At 70.1% G+C, this 17954-nt stretch carries 18 protein-coding genes and 1 pseudogene; 11 read left to right on the top strand and 8 right to left on the bottom strand.

Going from position 1 to position 17954, the window contains the following annotated elements; genetic code table 11:
• Window positions 1-2: 2 nt before the first annotated feature.
• From E0H26_RS24820 to E0H26_RS24800, 5 genes are read right to left on the bottom strand one after another with little or no spacing between them, the layout of a single operon-like run.
• The gene (locus tag E0H26_RS24820; protein ID WP_131307799.1) at window positions 3-677 is read right to left on the bottom strand and encodes a maleylpyruvate isomerase N-terminal domain-containing protein; all 675 of its coding nucleotides are present in this window, start codon (window positions 675-677) and stop codon (window positions 3-5) included.
• Between the two features lie 53 nt (window positions 678-730).
• Window positions 731-1114 (bottom strand): TFIIB-type zinc ribbon-containing protein, encoded by a 384-nt coding sequence (locus E0H26_RS24815; protein ID WP_131307797.1) that lies wholly within the window; start codon window positions 1112-1114, stop codon window positions 731-733.
• A gap of 19 nt (window positions 1115-1133) precedes the next feature.
• A complete protein-coding gene (locus tag E0H26_RS24810; RefSeq protein ID WP_131307796.1) occupies window positions 1134-1766 on the bottom strand; it encodes a phosphoribosyltransferase in 633 nt (210 codons plus the stop codon).
• Window positions 1763-3076 (bottom strand): glycosyltransferase family 87 protein, encoded by a 1314-nt coding sequence (locus E0H26_RS24805; protein WP_131307794.1) that lies wholly within the window; start codon window positions 3074-3076, stop codon window positions 1763-1765. Before E0H26_RS24805 ends, E0H26_RS24810 begins: the two co-directional genes overlap by 4 nt.
• Window positions 3077-3089: 13 nt before the next feature.
• Window positions 3090-5603 (bottom strand): putative bifunctional diguanylate cyclase/phosphodiesterase, encoded by a 2514-nt coding sequence (locus E0H26_RS24800; RefSeq protein WP_131307792.1) that lies wholly within the window; start codon window positions 5601-5603, stop codon window positions 3090-3092.
• Between the two features lie 427 nt (window positions 5604-6030).
• On the opposite strand from E0H26_RS24800, the gene E0H26_RS24795 reads away from it, so the two are divergent.
• From E0H26_RS24795 to E0H26_RS24775, 5 genes are all read left to right on the top strand, one after another.
• Window positions 6031-9114 carry an AfsR/SARP family transcriptional regulator gene (locus tag E0H26_RS24795; protein WP_338106231.1) on the top strand — a complete coding sequence of 1028 codons (3084 nt, stop codon included), beginning with the start codon at window positions 6031-6033 and terminating at the stop codon, window positions 9112-9114.
• 298 nt (window positions 9115-9412) lie between these two features.
• Window positions 9413-9904: a cyclic pyranopterin monophosphate synthase MoaC gene (moaC, locus tag E0H26_RS24790; RefSeq protein WP_131307788.1), complete on the top strand. Its 492-nt coding sequence runs from the start codon at window positions 9413-9415 to the stop codon at window positions 9902-9904.
• Window positions 9901-10371 (top strand): MogA/MoaB family molybdenum cofactor biosynthesis protein, encoded by a 471-nt coding sequence (locus E0H26_RS24785; RefSeq protein ID WP_131307786.1) that lies wholly within the window; start codon window positions 9901-9903, stop codon window positions 10369-10371. The genes moaC and E0H26_RS24785 overlap by 4 nt, the downstream gene beginning before the upstream one ends.
• A 73-nt stretch (window positions 10372-10444) precedes the next feature.
• Window positions 10445-11653: a molybdopterin molybdotransferase MoeA gene (locus tag E0H26_RS24780; protein WP_131307910.1), complete on the top strand. Its 1209-nt coding sequence runs from the start codon at window positions 10445-10447 to the stop codon at window positions 11651-11653.
• Window positions 11647-12066, top strand: coding sequence for a molybdenum cofactor biosynthesis protein MoaE (locus tag E0H26_RS24775; protein ID WP_131307784.1), 420 nt, complete (start codon window positions 11647-11649; stop codon window positions 12064-12066). Before E0H26_RS24780 ends, E0H26_RS24775 begins: the two co-directional genes overlap by 7 nt.
• Window positions 12067-12070: 4 nt before the next feature.
• On the opposite strand, the gene E0H26_RS24770 is transcribed toward E0H26_RS24775, so the two are convergent.
• Both E0H26_RS24770 and E0H26_RS24765 read right to left on the bottom strand, forming a co-directional pair.
• On the bottom strand, window positions 12071-13513 hold the full coding sequence (locus tag E0H26_RS24770; protein WP_131307782.1) for a glycosyltransferase 87 family protein: 1443 nt from the start codon (window positions 13511-13513) through the stop codon (window positions 12071-12073).
• Between the two features lie 205 nt (window positions 13514-13718).
• A complete protein-coding gene (locus tag E0H26_RS24765; protein ID WP_131307780.1) occupies window positions 13719-14264 on the bottom strand; it encodes a DoxX family protein in 546 nt (181 codons plus the stop codon).
• Window positions 14265-14397: 133 nt separating this feature from the next.
• On the opposite strand from E0H26_RS24765, the gene E0H26_RS24760 reads away from it, so the two are divergent.
• Window positions 14398-14943: a GNAT family N-acetyltransferase gene (locus E0H26_RS24760; protein WP_131307778.1), complete on the top strand. Its 546-nt coding sequence runs from the start codon at window positions 14398-14400 to the stop codon at window positions 14941-14943.
• A gap of 93 nt (window positions 14944-15036) precedes the next feature.
• On the opposite strand, the gene E0H26_RS24755 is transcribed toward E0H26_RS24760, so the two are convergent.
• Window positions 15037-15294 carry a flavin reductase gene (locus E0H26_RS24755; RefSeq protein ID WP_131307776.1) on the bottom strand — a complete coding sequence of 86 codons (258 nt, stop codon included), beginning with the start codon at window positions 15292-15294 and terminating at the stop codon, window positions 15037-15039.
• 276 nt (window positions 15295-15570) lie between these two features.
• On the opposite strand from E0H26_RS24755, the gene E0H26_RS24750 reads away from it, so the two are divergent.
• From E0H26_RS24750 to E0H26_RS24730, 5 genes and pseudogenes are all read left to right on the top strand, one after another.
• Window positions 15571-16338, top strand: a complete 768-nt coding sequence (locus E0H26_RS24750) for a DUF5753 domain-containing protein (RefSeq protein WP_131307774.1) — start codon at window positions 15571-15573, stop codon at window positions 16336-16338.
• Window positions 16329-16529 (top strand): DUF397 domain-containing protein, encoded by a 201-nt coding sequence (locus E0H26_RS24745; protein WP_131307772.1) that lies wholly within the window; start codon window positions 16329-16331, stop codon window positions 16527-16529. The genes E0H26_RS24750 and E0H26_RS24745 overlap by 10 nt, the downstream gene beginning before the upstream one ends.
• Window positions 16530-16592: 63 nt before the next feature.
• A complete protein-coding gene (locus tag E0H26_RS24740; protein WP_240742350.1) occupies window positions 16593-17003 on the top strand; it encodes an XRE family transcriptional regulator in 411 nt (136 codons plus the stop codon).
• Between the two features lie 245 nt (window positions 17004-17248).
• Window positions 17249-17350: pseudogene (locus E0H26_RS24735) on the top strand (XRE family transcriptional regulator); the annotation flags it as partial.
• Window positions 17341-17541: a DUF397 domain-containing protein gene (locus tag E0H26_RS24730; protein ID WP_131307770.1), complete on the top strand. Its 201-nt coding sequence runs from the start codon at window positions 17341-17343 to the stop codon at window positions 17539-17541. The pseudogene E0H26_RS24735 and the gene E0H26_RS24730, both read left to right, overlap by 10 nt.
• The last annotated feature ends 413 nt before the right edge of the window (window positions 17542-17954 follow it).

Raw genomic sequence — 17954 nt, 5'->3', positions numbered from 1 at the left:
GGTCAACCGAGCGCCGGAAGGCGGCTGGCGAGTTCGCCGAGTTGTCGGCGCTCGGGGGCGGTGAGGGCGAGCCGGCCGGTGGCTTTGAGCAGGTATTCGTGGTCGTCCCAGCCGGTTGGCCGGGCCGGGGCTGCGCCGAGCAGACCGTCGATGCTGGTCACTGCGACCCATGTCGCGGGCGGGCCGGGCGGTGTCGCGGCGGGCAGATCGAGCATCAGGTCGAGATGGTGGACGACCGCCTCGGTGGTGAGCGTGTCCAGCAGGTCGGCGACCCGCAGCACGTGCCCCTGGGTGGTGACGAGGTGGTCGGGGTCGGCGCCGCCGGCGGCGCGTACGGCGGCCGGGGCCGTGTCGGTCCAGAGTCGAACCACCCCGGACGGGCGGTCGAAGGCAGCCGCGGAGCGGCGGGCCAACCAGGCATGGCGGGTGTCGCCGCTCCCGGCCGGGAAGGCGCGCCAGTAGCTGACGGCGTCCACGGTGGCCGGGCCGGAGGCGGGGCTGGCCAGCGCGACGAGTGCCCGTTGGGCATCGCAGAGCAGGTGGAAGAGCAGGTCGGCGACGAGCCAGCCGCGGCACCGGGTGGGCCGTTGCAGGTCGGTGTCGTCAAGGCCGGCGACCGTGCTGGTGATGCCGTCGTAGGCGTTGGCCAGCGCGATGTGCGAGCTTCGTGACCCCATGCCGGCAGCGTCCCACAACCGGCGCCGCCCCGGCTCGTCGGCGACGCGGAGGCTCAGCCGAACATGTCGTCCAGGAAGCTCTTGCGCTTCTTGCGCCGGTAGTGACCGTGGTAGCCGTAGTGCTGCTGTCCGTGTCCGTAGGCGGGTGCGGGTGCGGGGTAGCCGGGCGGTGGCGGTGGGGGCACGGCGCCGTAGCCCGGCTGGTGCGGGGCGGGGGCGGGCGGCGGGTAGCCGGCGGGCGGGGTGACGTGCTGGGCTGGCTGCGGGGCGGGCGGGGTCTGTTGGGCGCTCCAGTTGGCCTCCGCCTCGAACAGCTTCTCCAGTTCGCCCCGGTCGAGGAAGATGCCTCGACACTCGCCACACTGATCGATGACGACGCCACTGCGCTCGTACTGGCGCATTTCTCCGTGACACTTCGGACAGGTCAGGCTCATCATCCGAAGGTACCTGGTCGGGTCACGCGGTCGCGGTCAGCGCCTCGGTGACCTCCTCGTCGGAGATTTCGTGGAAGTCGTCGTAGTAGGCGCCGACCGCGCCGAAGTTGACCGGCCGCTGGGCGCAGATCGCCTCGTCGGCTTCGGCGGCCAGCATCTCGCATGCCTCCTGCGCGCCGACCGGAACGGCGATCACGACGCGGTGGGCGCCGAGTTGCCGGGCGACCTGGACGGAGGCGCGGGCGGTTGCTCCGGTGGCGAGCCCGTCGTCGACGATGACGGCGGTCCGGCCGGTCAGATCCAAGGGTGGCCGCCCAGCCCGGTAGAGCTGTTCTCGTCGGTCGAGTTCGGCCTGCTCCCGGCGCTGCACGTCGGCGATCTCGGTAGGTTCGAGTTGGCTGGCGACGATGTCGTTGAGGACGCGTACCCCGCCGGGGCCGAGGGCGCCGAAGGCGACCTCGGGTGCCCAGGGCATGCCGAGCTTGCGGACCACGAGCACATCGAGCGGGGCGCCGAGGCGTTCGGCGACGACCTGGGCCACGGGCACTCCGCCGCGTACCAGGCCGAGCACGGTGACGTCCGATTGGCCGGTCAGGGCGGTGAGTCGATCGGCGAGTATCCGGCCAGCCTCGCTGCGGTCGCGGTAGGTGGTCATGACCTCAGGTGTACGCCTTGCGGGCTGTCTTCGCTCGCTGGTTGCCGGATCCCGGGAAGGTCGAGCGCGGTCGCCCAGACGAGAAACGCGATCGGGTACAGCAGGTAGCCGAACCGGGTGGTGGGCATCAGCAGGATGGCCGCGAGTAGCCCGTACCCGCAGATCAGGCTGGCGGTCTGTGCGGTGTACGGCGGGCGGCGGACGAGTCGGACGGCGATTGCCGCGCCGGCCGCGAGCAGCAGCGCGGCGGCGATGACGCGCCCGGCGGGCAGGGCGGTCGCGATCAGGTGCCCGGGGAACGGTGACTGTGCCGGGCTGGAGACCAGACCGTGGCCGAACGGGAACCGCAGCACGTTCTCCACGAGCGCGTCGTGGTCGACCAGCAGGGTGGGCAGCAGGGCGGCGGCGGGTAGCCCGAATGCTCCGGCGGCGACCCGCAGGCCGGCGCGTCGGGTGAGTCCCCAGATCACCAGCACCATGGCGACCGGCCAGGCGAACAGCTTGAGCGCGCCGGCCAGCCCGACGGCGACGCCGGCCCAGCCGGGACGTGCGGTGCGGGCGAGCGCGAGGGCCAGCAGGCAGAGCGCGAGTACGGGCAGGTCGTCCCCGCCGGTGGCGAGGGTGAGTGCGCCGACCGGGAGTACGGTGGCGGCCTGCACTGCGCGCAGCAGGGTGGCCTGGTGCCCTGTCGGCCTGTCCGGGGAGTTCCGTAGGACGCGGAGGGCGAGGACGAGGACTCCGACGGTGCCGACGGCGAACCAGACCCGGGCGTCGGTCCACCAGGTGTCGTGCAGCGCGCGGGGCAGCCCGAACAGTGCCATGCCCGGCTGGTAGGGGGTGTAGCCGAGCAGTTGGTCGGCGGGCGGCAGGGCGGCGATGGCGTCCGGTCCGAGGTATGGCGTACCGGTTTCCAGCAGGCGGCGGCCGGATTCCTCGACGACCAGCACCTCTTCCTGTGCCCGGTCGGTTCGCCCGGCTGCCCGCTGCACGCTCTGCCAGGCCAGCGGCAGTAGGACGGTGGTGGCGAAGGCGAGGCTGGTGACCAGCCAGCGGGCCGGTGTCCGGGCGAGGGTGGGTCGGTGGCGGCGTACGAGGAGTTGGCCGGTGACCAGGAGGGTGGCGGCCAGGTAGCCCAGGGCCGCGATGCCGCCCCAGTGGCGGTGTGGGCCGAGGGTGGAGGTGGCGGCGGTGATCGCCGCGAAGGCGGCGGAGGTGGCGTAGATGCCGAGGTCGAGGCTGAGACCACCGCCGGCGGAGTCGAGCCGGTGCCACCAGCCGGGGCGAGAGGTGCTCGTGGTGGCGGTGCTCACCCGGGTCAGTGTGTCAGGCGGGTTGGTGGCGGCCTCGGCCCCCCTGCCGGCGTCCGGGTGGTAGCCGGACCACTGCGCCGGTGTCGTGCAGGGCGGCGGCGAGGTGGCCGGGTCGGCCGCCGGTGCCGCGTTGCAGCGCGGCGAGGAGCGCTCCGGCGGCCAGCGGTCGGGCGAAGAGGTGGCCCTGACCGGCAACGCAGCCGAGTTCCCAGAGGGCCCGACGCTGTGCTTCCCGTTCCACTCCTTCGGCTACCACGGCGAGTTCGAGGCTTCGGCCGAGATCGAGGGTGGAGCGGACGATGGCGGCGGCCTCGGTGGAGGATTCCATGGCGGTCACGAAGCTGCGGTCGATCTTCAGCTGGTGGACGGGGATCCGGGAGAGCAGGGACAGGGAGGAGTAGCCCGTCCCGAAGTCGTCCAGCGCGAGTCGGACACCGGCGTCGCGCAGTCGGGTGAGTACCTGGTCGACCACGTCGAGTTGGCTGAGGGTCAGGGTTTCGGTGAGTTCCAGCATCAGCCGGTCGGGGGGTAGGTCGTGGGCGCGCAGGCGGGCCAGTACGGAGCCGGGGAATCGGGCGTCGAGCAGGCTGCGCGGGGAGACGTTCACCGCCACTGGTACGTCGAAGCCGGCGTCGCGCCAGGTGCCGGCGGCGATCAGTGCCTGGTCGAGGATCGCCTCGGCGAACGCGGGGAGCAGCCCGGATCGCTCGACGGTTTCCAGGAACCGCAGTGGGTCGATCATGCCGTGGGTGGGGTGGCGCCACCGGGCCAGGGCTTCGGCGGCGATCACCTCGCCGCTGCCGAGGTCGACGATCGGTTGGAAGTTGACGGTGAACTCCTGGTCGGCGACCGCGCGGGGCAGTTCACCGCCGAGGGTCAGCCGGCCGAGGTCGGCGGTGTCCCGGGCTGGTGCGTACGTGGCGACCCGCTGCCCGGCCCGCTTGGCCTGGTACATCGCCACGTCGGCTCGGCGTAGCAGTTCGACGATCCCGCCGGCGGCCGGCGCGACGGCGATGCCGCCGCTGGCCTCGACGCTGATCTGCATGCCTTCGATGTCGAACGGTTCGTGCAGTGCTGCCAGCAGTGTTTCGGCGCGGTGTGCGGCCACTGCGGGGGCGGGTAGGGCGCGCAGCAGTACGGCGAACTCGTCGCCGCCGAGTCGGGCGACCAGGTCGTCGGCGCGGGCTGCGGCGCGTAGCCGCTCGGCCACCCGGACGAGCATCTGGTCGCCGGCGGCGTGGCCGAGGGTGTCGTTGACTTCCTTGAAGTGGTTCAGGTCGATCAGCACCAGTGCGGTGATTCCGTCCGCGTGCCGCTGGTGCAACTGTTCGTTGCCTTCGTCGAGCAGGTGGCGCCGGTTGGCCAGTCCGGTCAGGGCGTCGTGGGCGGCGGCGTGCGCGTGGGCCTGTGCCACCCGGGCGAGTTCGGCGTACGCCTGGGCGTTGCGTACTGCCGTGCACAGCGCCGAGGCGAAGGTGTGCAGGGTGTACCGCTCCCGTTCGTTGAGCTGCACGGCGCCCCGGAAGCGCAGTCGCAGCACGCCCACGTCGATGGATCGGTCGTGTCCTTCGAGGGGGGCGGGCACGACCGCACCGGGCACGACGGTGGGTGCCTCGCCGGCCGGACCGTCGTAGCTGACGCCGTCGGAGTTGCCCCGGACGAGGCGGGCGGCGTCGCGTAGCTCCACCTCCACCTCGTCGGCGGAGAACAGTTCGGCGGCGCGGGTGACGGCGGTGGTGAGGACCTGGTTCAACTCGACGACGTTGAGGGCATCGGTGGTCTGGGCGAGTCGCTGCCACGCCTGCTGCTCGGTGCGTTGCCGGATCCGGGTGGAGTAGGCGAGGTGCAGACTGAGGACGAGCGGGGGTACGGCGAGCAGGAGCCGGGGGTCCGCTTCGAGGATGAGCAGACTGGCGGTGGCGACGCAGAAGCGGACGAGGTAACCCGCGATTCTCAGGTCGAGGTTGTTGCGGAAGTGCTGGGAGACGGGGGTGCCGGAGGCCAGGGCGATCACCGGTATCGCCAGGATCTCGTCGAGCAGGACGGCGACGAGGTACGCGACGGCGAGTGGTGGGATCAGCTGTCCGGGGTGGCCGGAGAGGCCCGTCCAGCCGGCTGCCTCAAGGGCGGCGCCGGCACCGACGGCCATCAGGATGTTTTTCCCCACGCCGAAGGCGAGCTTGATCGGCGGCAGTTGCAGGGAGGCCAGGGCCACCCCGGCGGCGGTGCACAGCACCACCCATGACGTCGGCGCGAGCGCGAGGGAGATGATCAGCGCGGTTTCGTTCCAGCTGATCGAGTGCCCCGTCGATCTGATCCGGACCGGCGTGTTGACCAGGGTGCCGACCGCACTCATGAAGATCAACATTGCCAGGACGGACAGCTCGTTGAGCGGAGTTGTCAGCGGTGCGGCGGATGCGACCAGGGCCGAGGCGATCACTGCTATCGCGGCACACACGACGACGAGACCGACTAGCAGCGTGAGCCGCCGATCGGTCTCATTGTCTCGTTTCCAGACGTGGATCATGCCACTCCTGACGGCTGGCCGCACCGTGGTGACAGCCTAGCGTCGCGGGGCCAAAGCCCCGAGAAACAGATCAGGTCCAGTCGTTGCCGCGCATACCAAGCCTCCTTGAATCTCAAGCCCCAGCTCTCCGAGGAGATCTCGTTCGGTGACGAGAGGGACGTTAGGGCACGAGAGACCGGGCAAGCCAGAATAAATGTGACATTATGCAGAATTAGCCAATTGGGTGACTATTCATGACTTTCTGTTATAGCAGTTATGCGGAGCGCGTCGAAGATTCGGCCAGGTCTGCTTCTTTTCGGAAGGCCGGCCGGTTTGCCCATGCCGCGCGCCTGCCCGCCCTGCGAATCCTCTTACCCCTAGGGCTGGTGACGCTACAGCCAGCCGCAGTTGGTTGTTGCGGGCGGCCGGTTCGCTGCGCATTGTTAAGGTGCGACCACGCAAATGCCTCCTGACGAGGAGCCCGGCGGACGTGAAGATTGAGCTGCTAGGCGGCCTTCGGGTGTTGTCCGTCGCCTCATGGGTCGACCTGGGAACGCCGAAGCAACGAACCGTTCTGGCTCTGCTGGCAATGCGTCCTGAGCGAATGGTCTCGATGGAGGAGTTGGTCGACGAGATCTGGCCGGACAATCCGCCCCGGTCTGCGGTGCCGAATATCCGGACTTATGCCGCCAATCTGCGGCGGGCCTTCGAGGACCATGACACCGGACGGGGTCTCCTCACCCGACAGGGGAACGGCTACCGCCTGGATGTCGCGGCATCAGAGGTGGACCTGTTCAGCTTCCTCGGCGAGCTGGAACAGGCCCGCCTGCTGGCCTCCCGTGGTGAGGCCGAACTGGTGCGATCCTTGCTCAACCGGGCGATGTCGCGGTGGCTCGGACCGCCGCTTGCCGGAGTCCCACTCGGCCCGTACCTGACCGCCCAGGTGGCGGCTGCGCAGGAGCAGTACCTGCTGGCCGTCGAGCTTTCCGCGGCCACCGCCCTGGAGACAGGACGGGTGGACGAGGCGGTTCCCCTGCTGCGCAGCACGGTGGCGGCCCATCCGTTGCGTGAACCGGCGCTGCTCCTGCTGATGCGAGCGCTGGGCCAGCGCGGCGATGTCGCCGGCGGAATCGCCGTCTACCGCTGCGCGGCGCGCACCATGTGGACCGAGCTCGGGGTCGAACCCGGCGCGGACCTACGACAGCTTTACCAGGCGATGATCGAGCAGCGTCCGAGGCCGTCGCGGCAACGCTTGAGCCGGATGACACCTGCGCCACCGCCGGCGGCCGAGGGGCCCACGGGTCGGTCGGAGTGGGACTGGCTGCCCAGGCCAGTGGCGGACTTCGTCGGTCGGGACGCCGTGGTGCATCGGATGATCTCCAAGATCCGGGCTGCCGGCGAGGGGCGTCCGGTGATCCACCTGATCGACGGGATGCCGGGCAGCGGCAAGACCACCCTCGCCGTACACGTGGCACGACAACTGGTGACGTCGTACCCGGACGGCCAACTCTTCATCGACCTTCGCGGTCACCAGGACGACAACCTGGTGGAGCCGGGCGCTGCGCTCGTGGTCCTGCTGCGCCAGCTGGGAGTTTCGGCTGGCCGGATCCCGATCGACGTGGACGAACGGCGTGGCCTGTGGCGGCGCGAACTGGTCTCCCGGCGAGTCGTCATCGTGCTCGACAACGCCGCAGACAGCGAGCAGGTGATCCCCCTACTGCCCGTCGCCTCCAGCGCGGTTGTGCTGGTCACCTCCCGGCGACGGCTCGTCGATCTGGACGCGGGGCCACCGGAGTCGTTACCCGTCCTGTCGCCCGAGGAGGGGCTGCGGTTGCTGGCTGCCAGCGCCGGTACCGAGCGGGTCAGCGCCGAACCCGAGTCGGCAGCGGAGATAGTCCGCCGCTGCGGCTACCTGCCGTTGGCGATCCGGCTGGTCGGCTCACGCCTGGCTCATCGGCGTAGTCGCCGGCTGGCTGATCTGGCGGGGCAGTTGGCGGTGCCGGAGCCGGGTCTGGCGACCTTCGAGATGGGCGACCGCAGCATCGCCTCGGCGTTCGGTGCCTCGTACGAGCCGTTGAACGAGGCGGCCAAACGGGTCTTCCGGCTGCTCGGGCTGCACGCCGGCTACTACGACGTGACGATGGTCGCCGCGATGGCCGGGCTGTCCCACGCGGATGCCGCACAGATCCTCGACGACCTTGTCGATCGACATCTCGTGGAGGAGTCGGAGAGCGGTCGCCACCGGATGCACGATCTGGTCCGTCAGTACGCCCGGGAAAGGTCGCTGGCGCTCGATCCGGCGCGGGCGCGCCATGCTGCGCTGGCCAGTCTGTTCGACTTCGTGCTGCACCGTTCGGTCCGAGCCGCCGAGCCGTTGAACCGGCTGGTCGACGTCCGGGAGGACATCGGTAGCGCACCACCCGAACGACCGGACCTTCTCGCGGGGTTCGACACCGTCGATGTCGACTGGTTGGAGAGGGAACGCAGTAACCTGATATTGCTGATCGAGATGGCGGCAGAGAACGACTCCCACGAATACACCTGGAGGCTCGCCCGGGTGTTGTGGCGCTTCTTCTACGTCCGGGGCTATTTCGAGGACATTCTTCGTACGCAAGAGCTCGGCCTGGCCGCCGCCGAGCGGTCCGGAAACGTGTTGGCGATGGCCTCAATGAACAACTATCTGGCCTCCGCACTGACCAAGACGGGCTCGTATCGTCGGGCAATCAAGTGTCTTGAAACGTCGTTGGCGCTGGCCGAGAAGCAGAACAACAAGCCCGAGGTGGCGAAGCTCAGGGGAAATCTCAGCGTCGTCCACTGGGCGAAGGGAGACCTGGCGCTTGCTGCCACGTTGGGCGAGGAGGCGCTGCGCGAGCTTCCGATCAAGTACATGAGCCGGGTCCGGATCCATCTGCCCAACATCGGGCTGGCTCTGGCCTCGATGGGCCGCTACGAAGAGGCGCTGCGAGCGCATCGGACCCACCTCTTCTGGTCCCGGGTGGAAGGCGACCCCTACCACGTGGCCAACGCGTTGAGTCACATCGCCGCCGTCCGGGTCCGGCAGGGCGAGCACCAGCAGGCCCTGCGGCTGCTCAGATCCGCCATGGTGCTGTACGGCCGGACCGGTCACCGCTACGGCGAAGCTGACGCGCGCAACGTGATGGGCGTGGCGTACCGCAATGCCGGACTACTGGCGGAGGCACGGCAGCAGCACGAACTCGCGCTGGAGTTCATTGCCGGGTCGGCGGAACGACAGGCGGAATCGGCGGTGTGGAACGAACTCGGACTGACCCTGGCCGCCGGTGGCGACATCGACTCGTCGGTACAGGCACATCAACGGGCCCTGGCCCGAGCGATCCAGATCGACAGTCCGTACGAGCAGGGCCGGGCGTTGGCCGGGCTGGCCGAGCACCTGCGCGTCACCGATCCGGCGGAGGCACGCCGACATTGGGAAAGGGCGCTGGTGATATTCCGGCGAATGGGCGTGCCGGAGCGGTTCGAGGTCGAACGTCGGCTGGCCGAGACGGTTCAGTAGCGCTCCGGCCTTGGTCTGCCCTGGCTGCCGGCGCCGTTGAGATCCCGGCATGTGGTCGACAGGTGCGGGTTGCGGGTTCACGGAGGTCGTTCTTATCGATTTCTTATCGGCGGGGTCGGTAACGTCCGGGCGTCCGCCGACGGGGGAGATCCCGCTACCGCAGGATCTCGACGCGACCGACTGTCATCAGGTGTCCCCCCAGCCACCTGTCGCGGTCGGTGAGGAAGGGGCGGCACGGACTGTGCCGCCCCTTCCGGACACATCGGCCGGGTTCGTCTTACCGGATAGGCTCGCGTCTGTGACCCAACCCGCCGAACTCACCCACGTCGACGCGACCGGCGCGGCGCGCATGGTCGACGTCTCCGCCAAGGAGGCCACCGGCCGTTCGGCGATCGCCGCCGGCCGGCTGCGCACCACCGCCGAGGTGATCGAGCTGCTGCGCCGCGATGGGCTGCCCAAGGGTGACGCGCTCGCGGTGGGCCGGCTGGCCGGAATCATGGGCGCGAAACGCACCCCGGAGCTGATCCCGCTGTGCCATCCGATCGCGCTGCACGGCGTCACGGTCGACCTGTCCCTGACCACGGACACGGTCGAGATCACCGCGACCGCCCGCACGGCCGACCGTACCGGCGTCGAGATGGAGGCGTTGACCGCGGTCGCGGTCGCCGGGCTGGCCCTGGTCGACATGGTGAAGGCGGTGGATCCGGCGGCCAGCGTCGAGGCGGTCCGGGTGCTACGCAAGGAGGGCGGCAAGACCGGGTTGTGGCAGCGTCCGCAGGACCGGCCGTGATCCGCGCCCGGGTGGTGGTGGCGTCGAACCGGGCAGCCGCCGGTGTCTACGCCGACACCAGCGGTCCACTGCTCGTCGCGGGCCTGCGCGAGTTGGGTTGCACGGTGGACGAGCCGGTGGTGGTGCCCGATGGCGAGCCGGTCGGCGAGGCGCTGCGCGCGGCCGTGGCGGACGCCGTCGACGTGGTGCTGACCAGCGGAGGGACGGGAATCACCCCGACCGACCGCACGCCCGACGTGACCCGGGCGCTGCTCGACTACGAGGTGCCGGGCATCGCCGAGGCGATCCGCGCCCACAGCCGCGACAAGGTGCCCACCGCGGCACTGTCCCGCGCGGTGGCCGGGGTGGCTGGCCGTACGCTGGTGGTGAACCTGCCCGGCTCGACCGGTGGGGCCCGGGACGGCCTCGCGGTGCTGGGTCCGATCCTCGCGCACACGATTGAGCAGTTGCGAGGTGGCGACCACTAGGCAAACCGATAGGCTCGGCCGGGTGAGCACGGAAACCGCATCCGCCGCTGACCGGGCCACCACGTCGGCGCCGATGGATTGGGAGCAGGCGCGGTCGCGGGTGTACGCGGTCGGCCTGGCCGCCGCGCTGCCCGCCGTCGACAAGCCACTCGACGAGGCCGACGGACACACCCTCGCCGAACCTCTGTCGCCCCGGACCGATCTGCCGGCCTTCGTCACGTCCAGTGTGGACGGATGGGCGGTGCGCGGCACCGGCCCGTGGCGGATCGTCGGCCGGGTGCTGGCCGGCACCACACCGGCCCCGTTGACCGAGGACGGGACGACCGTCGAGATCGCGACCGGGGCGATGGTGCCGCCGGGCGCGTCGGCCGTGCTGCGGGTGGAGGAGTCGACGCGTACCGCCGAGGGGTGTGTCGACGGGGTGCTCCGGGCCGCGCCGGAGTGGCGGCTCCCCGGCGAGGAGGCCGCCGCCGGTGAGGAACTGCTGCCGGCCGGAACCCCCGTCGACCCGTCGGTGATCGGTCTTGCCGCATCCTGCGGATACGACACCCTGCGGGTACGTGCGCAGCCCCGGGCCGCGCTGCTGGTCTTCGGCGACGAGTTGCTGACCGCCGGTCCGCCGGCCGCCGGCCGGATCCGTGACGCACTCGGCCCGGCGGTGCCGGCCTGGCTGCGGCGGTACGGCTGCCAGGTGCGGCCGGACGACGTAATCGGCCCGGTGGCCGACACGTTGCCCGCCCACGAGGAGGCTTTGCGCGCCGCACTGGCCGACGCCGATCTGGTCTGCACCACCGGTGGCACCATGCACGGCCCGGTCGACCATCTCCATCCCACGCTGGCGGCGCTGGGCGCGGACTATGTGGTCAACACGGTCGCGGTACGCCCCGGCTTTCCGATGCTGCTGGCCCGGGTGGTCGGCACCGACGGCCGGGTCCGATTCGTCGCCGGCCTGCCCGGCAATCCGCAGTCCGCCGTCATCGCCCTGGTCTCGCTCGTCGCGCCGCTGCTGGCCGGTCTCGGCGGCCGGCCGATGCCGGTACTACCGCACGCCACGCTCGCCGAGGCCGTGCCCGGCCGGGGAAACCACACCCACCTGGCCCTGGTCCGGCTCGACCGGGCGGCCGGGACCGCGCACCCGGTACGACACGTCGGCTCGGCGATGTTGCGGGGACTGTCCGGCGCCGACGGGTTCGCCGTGATCCGGCCCGGCACCTCCGGTGCGGCCGGTGACCGGGTGCCCGTCGTACCGTTGCCACTGCTACCCGGGGAGCGGACATGTTGATCCTGATCGGTGCGGTGACCGAGCAGCCGTTGGATCTCGCCGCGCACGAGGCCGCGGTCGCCGACCACCGGGCCGGCGCGGTGGTCTCGTTCGCCGGTGTGGTCCGCGACCACGACCACGGCCGCGCGGTGGCCAGCCTGGCGTACGAGGGCCACCCGAATGCCGAGCGGGTGCTGCAGGAGGTGGCCGCCGAGATCGCCGCGGATCCCGCGGTGTACGCGGTGGCGGTGTCGCACCGGATCGGACCCCTCGCCATCGGCGACGCGGCCCTGGTGGCGGCGGTCAGCACCGCGCACCGGGCCGCCGCGTTCGCCGCCTGCGCACGGCTGGTCGACGAGGTGAAGGCCCGACTGCCGATCTGGAAGCGACAGGTCTTCACCGATGGCACCGAGGAGTGGGTGAACTGCCCCTGACGATCTAGCGCCGGCTGTGCAGGATGGCGTTGCGGGCCATCCGGTCGGTCAGGAAGGCCGGTTCGGCGCCCGGACGCCACGGGAGTGCGGCGACCAGCACGATCAAGGCCAGCGCCAGGGAGTTCTCCATCAGGGCGCCGAACAGACCGTCGTCGTAGTGCGAGACCTCCGGCAACTGGTGTTCGTACGGCCAGATCGGCGAGATCAGGAAGAGCAGGTACAACCCGATCGCGGCGATGCCGTGCCGCATCCCGGTCAGCGTCGGGTACCAGATCGGCGGACGAAGTGCGGGCGCGCCCGGAGGCCCACCGGACGGTCCTGCCGTGGCGCGGACGACCAGCCCACGGCTCGCGTCGCGGCGACGTATCGCGGCGTCGGCCAACACGATGATCGCCGGAATCACCCAGACCAGGTGGTGCGTCCAGGAGATCGGGCTGATCACGTTGGCGGTCAGGCCGACCAGGGTGAAGGCGGTCAGCTCGTCGCCGTCGGCGTGCGAGTTGGCGGCCCGGGACAGGCCGAGGGCCAGCACCAGCACGGAGAAGGCGAGCCAGAGCAGGCCCGGCGTCTCGATCGAGTCGTAGAGTCGGGCCAGTAGCCCGGCCAACGACTGGTTGGGCGTCATGTCGGCCGCGCCCACCCGCTCGGTCTGCCACAGCACGCTGCCGAAGTAGGCCCGGGACTCGGCACCGACGATGCCGAAGCTGCCGATGGTGACACCGACCGTGGTGCCGATGGCGGTCCACGCCACCCGCCACTGCCGAGTGATCATCAGGTAGAAGATGAACAGCGCCGGGGTCAGCTTGACCGCCGTGGCCAGGCCGATGCCCACTCCGGCCCACGCGCCGCTGTAGACGAACCGCAGCAGTGCGCCGTCACCCTCGGCCTGGTGCGTGCCCCGGCGGGACCGCCAACGCAGCGCCACCATGTCGGCCATGACCAGGGCGAACAGCAGCAGGTTGACCTGCCCGTAGCCGAGGGTTTCCCGGGTCGGCTCGATGGCGACGGCGAGCGGCGTGGCGATGGCCACCGTGTACCACAGTGGCCAGCCCATCCGGTCGACGATCGGGCGCAGCAGCGCGGCCAGCACCACGGCCAGCGCGGCGATGCTCACCAGGGCGTTCACCAGACCGGCCATGGTCACCGGCAGGTGGGCCATCGGCAGCATGGCCAGGCCCGCGAATGGCGGGTAGGTGAAGCCGAGGGTGGTGTCGGGTGCGACGAACTCGTACAGCTCGTGACCGCTCGCCCACCAGGCCACCGCGCCGTGGTAGATCTTCATGTCGAAGAAGTTGTACGGGCGCCCGAATGTGCCGATGGCAAGCCATGCGGCGTAGGCGACGGCGGCCACGATGCCGGTCCGTACGACTGTCCTTCGATCGATCCCACGCGTTACGCGACGGACTGCGGCGAGGCGGTCCAGCCTTCTACCGACGCTCGCCGGCATGGCGTGGCCACCCCCATACCAAGCTCGTCCTACCCGTTCAGGTCCGGTAGGGAGCCTAGAACGGCGCCTCACGTCAGTGCCTCCCGCGTTATGCGACCGTGTCCGATCCCACACCATCTTTTGACATTTCCACCGCGTTAACGCCTAGCGGGTGGTTCAGGTGATTCGCGGCCTTAGCGGGGGGTGAGGGCCGGTAAATCGCAGCTCAGCCGGGAAGTCGGCGGGCGGTCGCTGCCGACACCGCGGCGATGCGGGCCTCGCGACGGGCGGTACGCACGGCGCGGCTGACGGACCGTCGTGAGTGGTCGATCCGGTGTCCGGCCCGCCAGCGTAGCCCCGGCTTGCCCTGGGTGTCGGCGGCAGCGAGCAGCAACCCTCCAAAGAGACCGAGGTTCTTCAGGAAGTGGATCTGGTTGTTCTGTCGCTGGGCCGGATCGTCGTTGCGCCAGAAGGGGTGCCCGGCGAGGGTCACCGGCACCAGCGTGCCGGCCAGGATGAGGGCCGCCGGCCGGGTGAACCGCCCGGTGGCGAGCATCAGTCCGGCGCCGACATGGACGGCGGCGTTGGCCCGGATCAGTGTCGCGGTGTCGGTGGGGATGCGTGAATCGGCCCGCTCCAGCAGCGGCGCCACCCGATCGGTGATCGGCTTCGCTGCGGGTACCAGGCGCTCGGGGTTGACGAAGTTGCGGGCGCCGCTGACCACGAAGATGCCGCTGAGCATGGCGCGGGCAAGGGACCGTACGGGCGTCATGGACCAGTCATACCCCGTCCGGGGCGGCGCCACGCCGCGCCACGGCGGATCTCGGTCTATCGGGTGGTTGCGGCGGCATACCGATTCGAGCGACAGTCTCGGATGGACGCGTCACAAGCGGTAACCTCGCCGCGTGACGACGCTGCGGCTACGGCCCGAGGACCCGGCCGACACCGGCGCCCTCCGCCGGGTGCTGGCCGCCGCCTTCGCCCGTCCGGACGTGACCACCCCGCCGGAGGTACGGCTCGTCGATGAACTACGCGGCGGCGACGCCTGGCTGCCGCAGTTGGCGATGGTCGCCGAGTACGGCGGTGAGATCGTGGGATACGCCTTGTTCACTCGGGTCGTGGTGAGTTCGCCAGGGGGCAGCGCACCGGCGCTGGTCCTCGGGCCGGTGGCGGTGGCGCCGCATCGGCAGCGGATCGGGCTCGGTACTGCGGTGGTGCAGGCCGGCCTGGAGGCGGCCACCGAACTCGGTGAGCGGCTGGTCGTGGTGCTCGGCGATCCCGCGTACTACCGGCGCTTCGGGTTCAGCCGGGCCGACCGGATGGGCCTGACCAGCCCCTGGTCGGGTCTGGGTGAGCCGTGGCAGGCCCTGGTGCTGCCGCCCTCGATCAGCGGCGAACCGGCACCACCGCACGGCGAGGTGGTCTTCCCCCCGCCCTGGTCCAAGGTCTGACCACGTACGGAGTGCCGGGGACGGGCGATTTCAAAAATGAAACCCGCCCCGAGCCCGTGACGGGGGGAGGCCACGGACCCGGGGCGGGAGTCTTTATTTCGCGCGGCGGACCGGTACCCAGTCCGTGAACCGCCGGTGCAGGCTCTCTGGCAGCGCGCCCGAGGTCAGCTCGGCGAGCTGTCCGGCTGCTTCCTCCCGCAGCGCCACGAGGTAGACCATCAGGCCCGGCATGTTGCCCGCGTACTCGCCGAGCAGACGCAGCTTCGCCGGTTGGCACGGCCACGGCGCGCCGCAGGCCCGGCAGCGCCACGCCGGGCGAGACGGGATGTGCTCCCCGGGCGGACAACTCATCTGGTGCTCCGGGCCCGGAGCACGTCGAGCGGTCACCGGACATCGCAGTGGGCCTGCTGTGTGGACACGGGTGCCTCCTCGGCCGCCAGGAGATCTGGAGGGGCCGCCCCGGAGGTGCTCGCCGATCGGGGCGGCCCCGACAGCACGACCAGCGGGTTCGGGTCCTCCACTGGCGCGTGCCGTCCTGGTTTCCACCTTCCCGGCGATTGGCTGCCGCATACACCATGTATTGGGGTGGATACTGAGTGTCCCGGGACGTCCAGGAAGGATCGCGGAGTGAACCGTGCCGTTGTCGCAGCCATGACCGAGGCGGGCGAGACCGCCGACACCCTCGCGGCTCAGGTCGGTGTCGACCCGAAGACCGCCGCGCGTTGGGCAAGCCATGGACGCATTCCGCGTCCGCAGACTCGCAGGAGGGTCGCTGCGGTCCTCGGACGCGAGGTGACCGAGCTGTGGCCGGACGTCCTCAAGCGGCGCGAGCCGGCATGGTTCCGGCGGTGGGTGGACATCGAGCGCGAGGCGGTGGCGCTGCGCTGGTTCGAACTGGCGTGGGTGCCGGGTCTCCTTCAAACCGAGGCGTACGCGCGGGCGACGCTGGCCGGGGAGAAGCTGACCACCGACGATGTCGGACGGCTCGTTGAGGCACGCCTCCAGCGGCAGGCCATCCTGCGCCGGGAGAACCCACCGATGCTCGTCGTGGTGCTGGACGAGATGGTCCTCCGCCGGTCCGCCTACGGTAACCGGTCGCTGATGCGGGAACAGTGCGAGCATCTGGTGGCGTGCGCCGCCCAGCCCACAACGGCGATCCACATCGTGCCCGCGTCGGTCGGGATGTATTCCGGGCTGGGTGGCCCCTTCATCCTTGCCGAGCTGGACGACGGCAGCGTGCTCGGTCACGCCGACAGCCAGACGGAGGCGAAGATCATCGATCAGTCCACGGAAGTTGCTACCCTGGGCCGCAGGTGGGAACGCATCCGGGGCGAGTCGCTGTCACGGACGCAGTCCCTAGAACTCATCAGGGAAGCGGCAGCATCATGGACATGACCGGCGCGCGGTGGCGTAAGAGCAGCAAGAGCGGCAACAACGGCGGTGCGTGTGTCGAGGTCGCCGACAACCTCACCGGCGTCGTCCTGGTTCGGGACACCAAGGACCGTGACGGCGGGACGCTCGTCTTCCAGCCGGCGGCGTGGCGCGGCTTCATCGAGTCGGCAAAGGCCAGCACCCCGATCGCCTGACGCGTTCAAAGAAGTCCTCGTTCACGTGTGGGCGTCGCATCGGTTCTTGGTCAAGATGTAGGTGTGCTTTGGCCTGATGTTGTGCGCCGGGCGGTCAAGGTGGGAGCCGACCGTGAAGTGGTCGGTGTCTATCCTCGACGCTCCGATCTTCCGCGTTCGGTGTTCCGCGAACGGATCGAGCGATCACGGTCGCGATTGTGGTTCGGCGGATACACGAGCTACTTCGTCTGGCTGGAGGTGCCTGATGCTGCCGGGGTCCTGGGCGCGAAGGCCGAGCATGGGGCGGACGTCCGCTTCCTGCTGGGCGACCCGGCAAGCCCGGTGACCACGAGCCGCGAGCAGGTCGAGGACACCCCATTGACCTTGGCGACGCGCATCGCCATGACGCGGGCTGAGATCGCCAAAATCGCCAGTGCCGCTCGATGTTCGCCTCTCCGACCGGCACATCGCTATGTCGGTTTGGATCTTCGATGACGAGGCGATCGTGGCGACGCACATCGGAGCTGGGCTCGGCCAGGACTCCGTCACCTTGCATCTGAGGCGTCACGAGGCCGGCGGCCCTTTCGACCGGTACGTCGAGCACTTCGAAGCCCTGTGGACCGACGCTCACGAAGGACCCTGACGGCGGGCGGTCACGTTCGAGCCGGCGGCGTGGCGCGGCTTTTCGTTGTCCGGAGTTTCTGCCAGCCGCATCACAGAGCATCGATCTGCCTACGGGAGTTGCTAGCCTGGGCCGCAGGTGGGAACGCATCCGGGGCGAGTCGCTGTCACGGACGCAGTCCCTCGATCTGATCAGGGAAGCGGCAGCATCATGGACGTGACCGGCGCGCAGTGGCGTAAGAGCAGCAAGAGCGGCAACAACGGCGGTGACTGTGTCGAGGTCGCCGACAACCTCTCCGGCGTCGTCCTGGTTCGGGACACCAAGGACCGTGACGGCGGGACGCTCGCCTTCCAGCCGGCGGCGTGGCGCGGCTTCATCGAGTCGGCAAAGGCCAGCACCCCGATCGCCTGACGCCCTCGGAAAGCCCTCGGTCCTCGCGCCGAGGGCTTTTTGCTGTCTGGTTCGATTGACCGCCCGCGCATCGCCTGACCGGAAGCAGATTCGTGGGTAGACGTGATTTCATCCTGAAATTTTGATTTCACCCTGAAATCAGCGTCCTGAAGACGACCGCCCCCGGCACGCCTGCCACCAACGTCAGAACCCACGGATCACCCGATCAACGCTCAAAGACGAGGCACCAGAAGGCTGTGGGTACGGCCCTGTCGAGCTGACAGCACAGATGGATCGCGGCGAGAGATCGCCGCGAGGCTCGGCGTGATGGCACGTGCGGTTCAGCTCGACAGGGCCGTGCCACCGTCAGTTTGGTCGCCGCGAGGCTCGGCGTGATGGCACGTGCGGTTCAGCTCGACAGGGCCGTGCCACCG

Source organism: Micromonospora zingiberis (assembly GCF_004331455.1).
Taxonomy (GTDB): domain Bacteria; phylum Actinomycetota; class Actinomycetes; order Mycobacteriales; family Micromonosporaceae; genus Micromonospora; species Micromonospora zingiberis.
Note: the sequence above shows the minus strand (reverse complement) of the source record. Positions and strands in the feature narration are given on the sequence as shown.

Excerpts from the sequence above, each read along its gene's own strand:
- E0H26_RS24815 (WP_131307797.1), bottom strand. The coding sequence starts at position 1,114 with ATGATGAGCCTGACCTGTCCGAAGTGTCACGGAGAAATGCGCCAGTAC.
- E0H26_RS24820 (WP_131307799.1), bottom strand. The coding sequence starts at position 677 with ATGGGGTCACGAAGCTCGCACATCGCGCTGGCCAACGCCTACGACGGC.
- E0H26_RS24810 (WP_131307796.1), bottom strand. The coding sequence starts at position 1,766 with ATGACCACCTACCGCGACCGCAGCGAGGCTGGCCGGATACTCGCCGAT.
- E0H26_RS24755 (WP_131307776.1), bottom strand. The coding sequence starts at position 15,294 with ATGAGTTGTCCGCCCGGGGAGCACATCCCGTCTCGCCCGGCGTGGCGC.
- E0H26_RS24780 (WP_131307910.1), top strand. The coding sequence starts at position 10,445 with ATGGATTGGGAGCAGGCGCGGTCGCGGGTGTACGCGGTCGGCCTGGCC.
- E0H26_RS24765 (WP_131307780.1), bottom strand. The coding sequence starts at position 14,264 with ATGACGCCCGTACGGTCCCTTGCCCGCGCCATGCTCAGCGGCATCTTC.
- E0H26_RS24800 (WP_131307792.1), bottom strand. The coding sequence starts at position 5,603 with ATGATCCACGTCTGGAAACGAGACAATGAGACCGATCGGCGGCTCACG.
- E0H26_RS24775 (WP_131307784.1), top strand. The coding sequence starts at position 11,647 with ATGTTGATCCTGATCGGTGCGGTGACCGAGCAGCCGTTGGATCTCGCC.
- E0H26_RS24730 (WP_131307770.1), top strand. The coding sequence starts at position 17,341 with ATGGACGTGACCGGCGCGCAGTGGCGTAAGAGCAGCAAGAGCGGCAAC.
- E0H26_RS24745 (WP_131307772.1), top strand. The coding sequence starts at position 16,329 with ATGGACATGACCGGCGCGCGGTGGCGTAAGAGCAGCAAGAGCGGCAAC.
- E0H26_RS24770 (WP_131307782.1), bottom strand. The coding sequence starts at position 13,513 with ATGCCGGCGAGCGTCGGTAGAAGGCTGGACCGCCTCGCCGCAGTCCGT.